This is a genomic window from Actinomycetota bacterium, from assembly GCA_005774595.1.
Lineage (GTDB): Bacteria > Actinomycetota > Coriobacteriia > Anaerosomatales > D1FN1-002 > D1FN1-002.
The window spans coordinates 1-9,666 of record VAUM01000044.1 but is presented as its reverse complement, the minus strand read 5'-3'; the positions used below and the strand labels follow the sequence as shown (position 1 = coordinate 9,666).

8 protein-coding genes are annotated in these 9,666 nt (G+C 71.2%); 6 read left to right on the top strand and 2 right to left on the bottom strand.

Going from position 1 to position 9,666, the window contains the following annotated elements; all coding sequences use genetic code 11:
* From polA to uvrB, 6 genes are all read left to right on the top strand, one after another.
* Nucleotides 1-1,356, top strand: a 1,356-nt coding sequence (gene polA / locus FDZ70_03165) for a DNA polymerase I (protein ID TLM79428.1), incomplete at its 5' end; no start/stop codon positions are given.
* Nucleotides 1,357-1,392: 36 nt separating this feature from the next.
* Nucleotides 1,393-1,728, top strand: a complete 336-nt coding sequence (locus FDZ70_03160; protein ID TLM79427.1) for a ribbon-helix-helix protein, CopG family — start codon at nucleotides 1,393-1,395, stop codon at nucleotides 1,726-1,728.
* Complete coding sequence (locus FDZ70_03155; GenBank protein TLM79426.1) at nucleotides 1,725-2,126, top strand: type II toxin-antitoxin system VapC family toxin; 402 nt, start codon at nucleotides 1,725-1,727, stop codon at nucleotides 2,124-2,126. The genes FDZ70_03160 and FDZ70_03155 overlap by 4 nt, the downstream gene beginning before the upstream one ends.
* Before the next feature lie 311 nt (nucleotides 2,127-2,437).
* Nucleotides 2,438-3,787: a 30S ribosomal protein S1 gene (rpsA, locus tag FDZ70_03150; GenBank protein ID TLM79430.1), complete on the top strand. Its 1,350-nt coding sequence runs from the start codon at nucleotides 2,438-2,440 to the stop codon at nucleotides 3,785-3,787.
* A 93-nt stretch (nucleotides 3,788-3,880) separates the two neighbouring features.
* Nucleotides 3,881-4,501, top strand: a complete 621-nt coding sequence (gene coaE / locus FDZ70_03145) for a dephospho-CoA kinase (protein TLM79425.1) — start codon at nucleotides 3,881-3,883, stop codon at nucleotides 4,499-4,501.
* The gene (gene uvrB, locus FDZ70_03140) at nucleotides 4,477-6,582 is read left to right on the top strand and encodes an excinuclease ABC subunit UvrB (GenBank protein TLM79429.1); all 2,106 of its coding nucleotides are present in this window, start codon (nucleotides 4,477-4,479) and stop codon (nucleotides 6,580-6,582) included. The genes coaE and uvrB overlap by 25 nt, the downstream gene beginning before the upstream one ends.
* Nucleotides 6,583-6,590: 8 nt before the next feature.
* On the opposite strand, the gene FDZ70_03135 is transcribed toward uvrB, so the two are convergent.
* Nucleotides 6,591-7,259: a hypothetical protein gene (locus tag FDZ70_03135; GenBank protein ID TLM79424.1), complete on the bottom strand. Its 669-nt coding sequence runs from the start codon at nucleotides 7,257-7,259 to the stop codon at nucleotides 6,591-6,593.
* 80 nt (nucleotides 7,260-7,339) lie between these two features.
* A partial coding sequence (locus tag FDZ70_03130; GenBank protein TLM79423.1) for a hypothetical protein occupies nucleotides 7,340-9,666 on the bottom strand: 2,327 nt, incomplete at its 5' end.

Here is a 9,666-nt window from a genome sequence, read left to right as displayed (position 1 = left end):
TCGTACGAGGTCGTGACGCTCTACGCCGACCACGTCGGCGGGCTTCCTCCCGCGTGCGACCCCGTCGCCGGCTCCGACGCGCAGGCCGCCGCGGTGCTCGCGGGCGTGCTCGGCGCGAAGCTGGAGGCGGATGGCTCGACGGCCGTCTTCCGCGACATCGAGCTGCCGCTCGTGCCCGTGCTGCTGCGGATGGAGCGGCTCGGCATCGCCCTGGACTCGAAGGTGCTCGAGGACCTCTCGGCGGAGACGGCCTCTGGGATCGACGCGCTGCGCGCGGAGATCCTCGGTCTCGCGGGCTGTGAGTTCACCATCGACTCGCCCAAGCAGCTCGGAGAGGTCCTCTTCGACAGGCTCGGCCTGCCCAAGGGCAAGCGGACGAAGACCGGCTGGAGCACGGACGCGTCGGTCCTCGGCGAGCTGCGCGAGACGTACCCGATCGCGGGCAAGGTGCTCGACTACCGCGAACTCACCAAGCTCAAGAGCACGTACATCGACGCGCTGCCGCGCCTGGTGGCCGAGGACGGGCGCGTGCACACGACGTTCAACCAGACGGTGGCCGCGACCGGACGCCTGTCGTCGAGCAACCCGAACCTGCAGAACATCCCCGTTCGCTCCGAGCTCGGCCGACGCATCCGGGCGGCGTTCGTCCCGGCGCGCGCCGGCGACGTCATCGTCTCGGCGGACTACTCGCAGATCGAGCTGCGCGTGCTCGCGCACCTCACGCAGGACCCCGGGCTCATCGAGGCGTTCACCTGCGGCGCCGACTTCCACGCCGCGACCGGCTCGCGCGTCTTCGGCGTGGCGCCCGAGGACGTGACCCCGGAGATGCGCCGGCGTGCCAAGGCGGTGAACTTCGGCATCGTGTACGGGCAGAGCGCGCACGGGCTCGCCGAGACGCTCAAGATCGGCAACGCCGAGGCCAAGGAGATGATCGACCGCTACTTCGCCGCGTACCCGCAGGTCCGGTCGTTCCTCGACGAGACCGTCGCCGAGGCCCACCGCACCGGCTACGCGGTCACGATGTACGGCCGCAAGCGCCGCATCCCCGAGTTGCTCTCCGGCAACCACAACCTGCGCGCGTTCGGCGAGCGCACGGCGATGAACCACCCGATGCAGGGGACCGCCGCAGACATCATGAAGCTCGCGATGATCGAGGCGGACCGGCGTCTGCGCGCGAGCGGGTTTGCGGCCGGCATGGTGCTGCAGGTCCACGACGAGCTCGTCTTCGAGGCACCCGAGTCCGAGGCCGAGGCGGTCGCCGCGCTCGCGCGCGAGGCGATGTCCGGTGTGGCCGATCTCGCGGTGCCGCTCGTGGTCGACGTCGCGTGGGGCAAGGACTGGGCGAGCGCGAAGTAGGGGTTGCACGCGGCCTCGCGCGGGCGTATCGTCGGTATGACCGACGGTGTGACCGAAGCGAGGCCCGCCATGTACGCGAAAGTGACCGTGTCCCTGCCCGAGGAGCTGCTCGCAGCAATCGATGCGGATGCGCTGCGCGAGGGGATCTCGCGCAGCGGCGTGGTGCAGGAGGCCGCCGAGACCTACCTCGCCGGCAAAGCCGCGGCGGCCGAGGAGCGGTACCGCCGCGGCATGGCCGCGGTGGCCGCGATGCGCGAGATGGCCGCCAGGCCCAAGACCCGTGACCCACGGCCCTCACTCGAGATCCTGAGGGAGCTGAGAGCCAACGATGGGTTCGTCACTCCGTTGCCCGACGAGGACGGTGACCTGTGAACCGTCCGGTCGTGTGCGACGCGTCGTTCGCGGTCAAGTGGTTCAAGGACGAGGCCGGGAGCGGGACGGCGATGGGCCTGCTGGAGGATCACGCGTGCGAGCGGCTGGATATCCACATGCCCGAGCAGTGTGTCGCCGAGGTCCTGTCCGTCTGCGGCAGATGGGAGCCGGCGCCGGCTTCCATCGAGGCCTGGGTCCAGCTCGACATGGCCGGCGTCGTCCGCCATCCGCTCTCCGACGATCTCGTGCGCGGCGCAGAGGCGCAGATGGGGGCTCTGGGCTGCGGCTTCTACGACGCACTCGCGCCGGCTCTCGCGTCGATGCTGGGCGCGGCGCTGTACTCGGCGGACAGCCGTGCACACGGGGGCTTCCCCGGCGCGGTGATCGTCGACAGCTGACCGCACCGCCGTCCCCCGAAGAGGCGGCCCCCGGGAGCGGCCGCTGGTCACGCCCGCGCGCTCCCTGTATACTCGCGCGCGTCAGCCGTCCCGATGGCGGCCGTCGCATGACCAGGCCCCTCGACACATGCCAGGAAAGCAAGCGACCGACGACACGTCTTGGTTCCTTCGACACGACGACTCGCCCGGACAGCCGCGACCGACCATGCGCCAAGGGGGCCCCGATCAGAAGGGGTCCTGCAGTGACCGAAGAAGAGACGATCGACCAGTCCGACAGCGTCATCAGCGAGCGCGAGTACACCGACGAGGAGATGCACGCGCTCATCGACGGCACCATCACCGACTTCGACGACGGTGACCTCGTGCACGGTGTCGTCGTCAAGGTCGAGAAGGACGAGGTCCTCCTCGACATCGGCTACAAGTCCGAAGGCGTCATCCCCGCCCGCGAGCTGTCGATCCGCAAGGATGTCGATCCGTCCGAGATCGTGAGCTGCGGCGACGAGGTCGAGGCGCTCGTCCTCCAGAAGGAGGACAAGGACGGCCGGCTCATCCTGTCCAAGAAGCGTGCCGAGTACGAGCGCGCCTGGGGCCGGATCGAGGAGATGTTCAACTCGGGCGAGGTCGTCGAGGGCGAGGTCATCGAGGTCGTCAAGGGCGGCCTGATCATCGACATCGGCCTGCGCGGCTTCCTGCCCGCCTCGCTCGTGGACCTCCGCCGCGTGAAGGACCTGACGGTCTTCATGGGCCAGCGCCTCGAGGCGCGGGTCATCGAGATGGACCGCAACCGCAACAACGTCGTCCTGTCGCGCCGCGTGGTCCTCGAGGAGGGCCGCAAGCACGAGCGCCAGGAGATCCTGGGCCAGCTGCACAAGAACCAGATCCTGTCCGGCACGGTCTCGAGCATCGTCGACTTCGGCGCGTTCGTGGACCTCGGCGGCATCGACGGCCTCGTGCACATCTCCGAGCTGTCGTGGAGCCACGTAACGCACCCGTCCGAGGTCGTGGCCGTCGGCGACAAGGTCGAGGTCAAGGTCCTCGACGTCGATCTGGACCGCGAGCGCATCTCGCTCGGCCTGAAGCAGACCCAGGACGACCCGTGGAAGCAGCTCATCACAGCCTTCCCGGTCGGCGACATCTTCGACGGCAAGGTCACCAAGCTCGTGCCGTTCGGCGCGTTCGTCGAGCTTGGCGACGGCATCGAGGGCCTCGTGCACATCTCCGAGATGGCGCGCGGGCACGTCGAGACTCCGGACCAGGTCGTCGAGGTCGGCCAGGAGGTCAAGGTCAAGGTCATGGACATCGACACGGACCGCCGGCGCATCTCGCTGTCGATCCGCGCCGCCGCCGACGATCTCGGCATCGAGATCAAGGAGCCCCCGGCGTCCGAGCACGACGAGGACGACGAGGGCGAGGACTACCCGGCCGCCGAGGACTACGACTCCGTGGTCGTCGCAGTCGACGTCGACGGTGACGGCGAGGCGGACGCGGTCGTCGAGACCGTCGCGGTGGTCGAGGAGGCCCCAGCCGAGGACGAGGCGCCTGCGGACGAGCCTGAGGCCGCCGAGGATGAGGCGCCGGCGGACGAGCCTGAGGCCGAGGAGGATGCGCCGGCGGAGGATGCGCCCGCCGAGGACGAGGGCGAGGAGCCCGCGGCCGAGTAGCGCCGCACGCGCACACGCACGAACGCACCCGAAGGGCGGCCACGACGGCCGCCCTTCGTCGTCGCACGGCAGGACTTCCCGCCTCGGTGCGGTATGTCCATACTTGGTGCCATGTTCATCCTCGTCGTGACAGGCGGCCTCGGGGCCGGCAAGACCACCGCCGCGGAGTACTTCGCCTCCCGCGGCGCGGTCGTTTTCGACCTCGACACGATCGCGCACCGGCTCCTCGACGCGGGCACACCGGTGACCGCGGCGGTCGTCGGCGAGTTCGGCGACGGGGTGCTGGCGCCCGACGGATCCATCGACCATGCGAAGCTCGCCGAGCTGGCATTCGTTGACGAGGGGAGCGCACGGCGGCTGAACCGCATCATGCATCAGGCCGTCTTCCGCGAGATCGGCCCGGGCCTGACGCAGATGGGTCTGCTGCCCAACCCGCCAGCCGTGGTCGTGCTCGAGGTGCCGCTGCTCGTGGAAGCACCCGAGTTCATCGAGTTCGCCGACCTGACGCTCGCGGTCATCGCGCCGGCCGAGCAGCGCGTCGCCCGCGCCGTGGCCAAGGGGATGTCCGAGGCCGACGCCCGCGCTCGCATCGCGTGCCAGGCCACCGACGAGGAGCGCATCCGCATCGCCGACCACGTCGTCGTGAACGCCGGCGACACGGCGACCTTCCTCGCCGACCTCGAGCGCTTCTGGGACGAGGTCGTCGGACGGTGACGGGCGAGCGCGGCTTCCACGTCGTCGCGCCCTTCGGACCCGCGGGAGACCAGCCGAAAGCCGTCGAGCAGGTCGCGGAGGGTGTCGAGGCGGGGCTTCGGTACCAGACGCTGCTCGGCGTGACCGGCTCGGGCAAGACGTTCACCATGGCGAAGGCCATCGAGGCCGTGCAGCGTCCCACACTCGTCATGGCGCCGAACAAGACGCTCGCCGCCCAGCTCGCCGCCGAGTTGCGCGAGTTCCTCCCGGACAACGCGGTCGTCTACTTCGTCTCCTACTACGACTACTACCAGCCCGAGGCGTACGTCCCGGAGACCGACACCTTCATCGAGAAGGACTCCTCGATCAACGAGGAGGTCGAGAAGCTCCGCCACGCCGCCACCGCAGCCCTGTTGTCGCGCCGGGACGTGGTGGTGGTCGCCTCGGTCTCGTGCATCTACGGGATCGGCTCGCCGGAGGACTACGCGGGCACTGCGGTGTTCCTCGAGGCCGGCGCGCAGATGGACCGCGACGCGCTCGTGCGCGCACTCGTCGACATCCAGTACGACCGCAACGACTACGACTTCTCGCGCGGGACCGTGCGCGTGCGCGGCGACGTGCTCGACGTCTGGCCCGCCTACTCCGACCGGCCGCTGCGCGTGGAGCTGTTCGGCGACACCGTCGAGTCGATCGCCGAGGTCGACCCGGTCACCGGCGAGGTCGTCGCGCAGCTCGATTCGGTGCCGGTGTGGCCGGCAACGCACTACGTGACGGTCCCGGACAAGCTGAAGACCGCCATCGCGGCGATCCGCGACGAGCTGCGCGAGCGCCTGCAGGATCTCAACGCCGCCGGCAAGCTGCTCGAAGCCCAGCGCCTTGAGCAGCGCACGATGTACGACCTCGAGATGCTCGAGGAGATGGGGTTCTGCTCAGGGATAGAGAACTACTCGCGGCACCTCGACGGCCGCTCTCCCGGCGAGCCGCCCAACTGCCTCATCGACTACTTCCCGAACGACTTCCTGTGCGTCATCGACGAGTCGCATGTGACCGTGCCGCAGGTCCGCGGCATGTACCACGGCGACCAGTCGCGCAAGCGCGTGCTCGTGGAGCACGGGTTCCGCCTGCCGTCTGCGCTCGACAACCGCCCGCTGACCTTCGACGAGTTCGAGGCGCGCGTGCCGCAGTTCGTCTACGTCTCGGCCACGCCGGGCGACTACGAACTCGAGCGCAGCCAGCGCGTGGTCGAGCAGATCATCCGGCCGACCGGACTGGTCGACCCCGCCGTGTCGGTGCGCCCGACTGCGGGCCAGATCGACGACCTGCTCGACCTCGTCAAGCAGCGTGCCGAACGCGACGAGCGTGTGCTCGTCACCACGCTCACGAAGCGCATGGCCGAGGATCTCACCGACTACCTGCTCGAGCACGGCGCCCGCGCACGCTACCTGCATGCGGACATCGGCACGCTGGAGCGCGTCGAGATCCTGCGCGACCTGCGCGCGGGCGAGTTCGACTGCCTCGTCGGCATCAATCTGCTGCGCGAGGGGCTCGACCTGCCCGAGGTCTCGCTCGTGGCGATCCTCGACGCGGACAAGGAAGGCTTCCTGCGCAACCACCGCTCGCTCATCCAGACGATCGGGCGCGCCGCCCGCAACGTCTCGGGCGAGGTCATCCTCTACGCCGACCGCGTCACCGACTCGATGCGCGTGGCGATCGATGAGACCGACCGCCGGCGTGCGCTGCAGGCCGCGTACAACGCGGAGCACGGCATCGAGCCGCAGACGGTCCGCAAGGCGATCTCGGCCATCTCGCAGTTCGTCCGCGAAGCGGAGGCCGGCGAGGAGGACGCCGCGTCGACCGCGGCGCGCGAACTCGCGAAGCTCGATCGCGAGGAGGTCCTGCGCATCCTCACCTCGCTCGAGGAGGAGATGACCGGTGCAGCGGAGGCCCTCGACTTCGAGCGGGCCGCCCGACTGCGCGACCAGGTCGTCAAGCTGCGTGCCGAGATCGAGGGCGCCGGCGAGGACGACGTTCTGGTGCGCCTCAAGAAGGGCGCGCGCAAGGGCAGCGGGTACGCCGTGCCGAAGCACAAGCGCCGCCGCTGAGCGGGCGGCTACGGCAGGTACTGCTCCTCGACGGCGATGATCTTGCCGTTCTGGATGGTGACCCAGAAGGGGACGGCATGCTTCCCGTCGGTCTTGTTGAGGAAGATGTCGTAGTACTGGCCGAGGGGCATGGTGCGCTTGTCGGACACGCCGTTGTAGTACAGAACCACCTTCGTGCTCGCCGCCACGGGCAGGGTCCGCAGCTTCGCGTTCTCGTTGACGATGTAGTAGTCGTTGGGCGGCGGGGACTCGGCGCCCGCGGCGGCAGCGGCGTCGGCGGCGTCCTCACCCGTGAGGAACTGCGCGTAGTCGAGCACCCATTCGTACGCGCCCGCGGTCTCGTTGATGTCCTTGACGAAGGCGAACTGGCGCTCCTTCTCGGCGGCCGGCGGCAGCCCGGTGTCGGGGTCGTCGATCGCCGGGTCGCCGGTCTCGCCGGCGTCGGTGTCCAGGAGCGGCGCGGGCGTGGTCACGCGCGAGGCGGCCGCCTCCAGCTGTGCGACCTGCTCGGTGAGCGCGTCGATGCGCGACTGCGCTGAGGTGAGCTCTGCCTTGAGGCGCGCGTTGGCGCGGTGCTGCCACCACCACACGCCCGCACCCGCCAGCACGGCGGTCGCGAGAGCCACGCCGGCAAGGATGATCACGCCAAGACCCGTTATCGGCTTGCGTGGATCCACTTCGCCGCACCCCCTCGTGTCCGGGTTCGCCTGTGCCTATCGAAGATACGCCGACTCGCCGGGCTGCGACAGGGGGCGCGTCAGGCGCGCTCGAGCACGGTGACGACGCCGCGGTCGCCGTCGACCTCGATCAGGTCGCCCGTGCGGATCGCCGAGGTGCCGTCGACGACGTTGACGACGGCCGGGATGCCGTACTCCCGCGCGATGATGCTCCCGTGGGAGAGCATGCCGCCCATGTCCACGACGATGCCGGCCGCCGGCACGAAGAACGGCGTCCACCCCGGGTCGGTGAACGGCGCGACGAGAACCTCGCCGGGCAGGACGCGCCCGCCGCCCTGCAGCGAGCGGATGACGCGCGCTCGCCCGCGCGCGACACCGGAGGCCACCGCGAGGCCCGTCAGCGTGGGCGCGGCATCGGCCCCCGCGGTCGGTCGAGGCGCGGCCGGAGCGCCGTCCCACTCGCCGATCACGACCGGCGGCGGCATGACGGCGCGGTCGCGCTCGTACTGCTCACGGCGCGGCACCACGAGCGTGCGCGCGTCGAGGGAGCCCTCGCGCACCGGCGCAACCTCGTCCCAAGTCAGGAAGAAGATGTCGTCGCGGCGCGCGAGCACGCTGCGAGCGGCCATGGCGTCGCCGAGCGCGAGCAGCGCGACACGCGTCGCCGCGAGGGCGCGGACGCCCTCGTTCTTCATGTTCTCGCGGACCCGGGCGCCGTCTCGCGCCTTCGCGACGGCGCGTGCGAACCGGGCGCGCCGTCCGGGCCGCAACCGCGCGAGCGCAGCGGCCTCGGCCTCGGCGGCCTCGTCCGTCCGGCGCCGGTACGCGGCGATGAGGTCGCGGCTCTCGGGCGCGTCGAGGAGGCCGGCGACATCTGCGAGCACGTCGTCCGGGCGCTCCGCCCAGCGCGCGGCGGCGAGTTCGATCTCTCCGCGGGCGTGGTGGCCGTGCCGCGCGGTGAACGCGTCCCACGCTCCGAGGAACCCGGCCGAGGCGTCCGTCCCGAGAGCGTCGAGCGCTGCGCGCACCGCCGTCCAGGAGGGCGAGGACCGCAGGGCCGCAGCGACTCCCGCGTCGGCCCGGGCGTCCGCGGCGAGCCGGGCGAGCGCGAGGCCCGCGTCGGCGCTGGCGACCCCGCCCTGGCCCGCGAGCAGCGTGTTGACGAGCACGGGCCCCCGGTCGCGGAACCACTTCGTGGCCAGCGAGACGAGCCGCGTGTGCGACGCCATCGCGACGCCGGCGAACGCGAGCGACTCGGCCATCCCGAGCAGGCGTGCGACCTGCGCTGCGGTCACGACGGCGACGGCGTCCTCTCCGTGCGCCGCGGCGATCCGGGTGAGCTCGTCGTCGGTGGCGGCACGCTCCTGCTCGAGGAAGATGCGCGCGCGAGCCGGTGAGTGCCGCAGGAGCCACCACGCCACGATCGGCAGGCCGGCCAGGACGCGGACCGGGCTGACGCTGGCGATGTCGCGGTCCTCGGGAGGCAGCGCGAGCACCTCGGCCATCTCCGGCGGGGCCTCCATGCCGCCGAAGACCGAGGTCACCGACGAGTCGCCGACGAACGGCATCTTGTCGAACGCGGTCCCGAGCAGGGTGGCGTTGAAGTACGCGCGGCCGCCGATCAGCGTGGTGAGGCGGTCCGGCTCGACGCGCACGCCGAGCTTGCCGAACAGCGACAGGATGAGCGCCGAGGCGAGCCTGCCCACGATCGACCAGGTCATCGGGGTGACGACGTCGGGGAGGACCTCGCCGGTGTTCACGTTGCTCCACGCGGTGGGGCGGCGGCGCGGGAGCGGACAGCGTACGGTCGGCGCGGCGCCGCCCTCGTGAGCGGCCGCGGCCGCACCGGCGGTGGTGATGGGCCGCGCCTGCAGCAGCCACAGCCGTCCCGATTCGGTCGCCCACTCCACGTCCGCCGGACAGCCGAGCAGCTCCTCGGCGCGCAGCGCGAGCGCGGCGACGTCGCGGGCGGCGTCCTCGGTGAGCGCCGGTGCCGTGGCACGGGCCGGCGGGACGGGCACCTCCTCGACCTGGCCCGAGCCGGTCGCGAACAGCGCGAAGGCCTTCGTCCCCGGATGCGCTTCGAGGGTCTCGAGCCCCGGGCGCGAGAAGACCCAGCGGTCGGGGGTCACGCGCCCCGAGACGAGCAGCTCGCCGATGCCGAGGCACGCCTCGACCGTCACGAGCCGGGCGCCCGTGACGGGGTCTGCCGTGAACGCGGCCCCCGCAGCCTCCGCCGGGACCAGGCGCTGCACGATGACCGCCATCGCCGCCGCGTCGTGCGCGACCCCTTGGCGCACGCGGTAGCCGAACGCGCGGTCCGTCCACAGCGACGCCCAGCAGTCGGCGATGCGCAGCTGCGTCTCCTCGGCGTCCCACGCGAAGTACGTTCCGTGCTGGCCTGCGA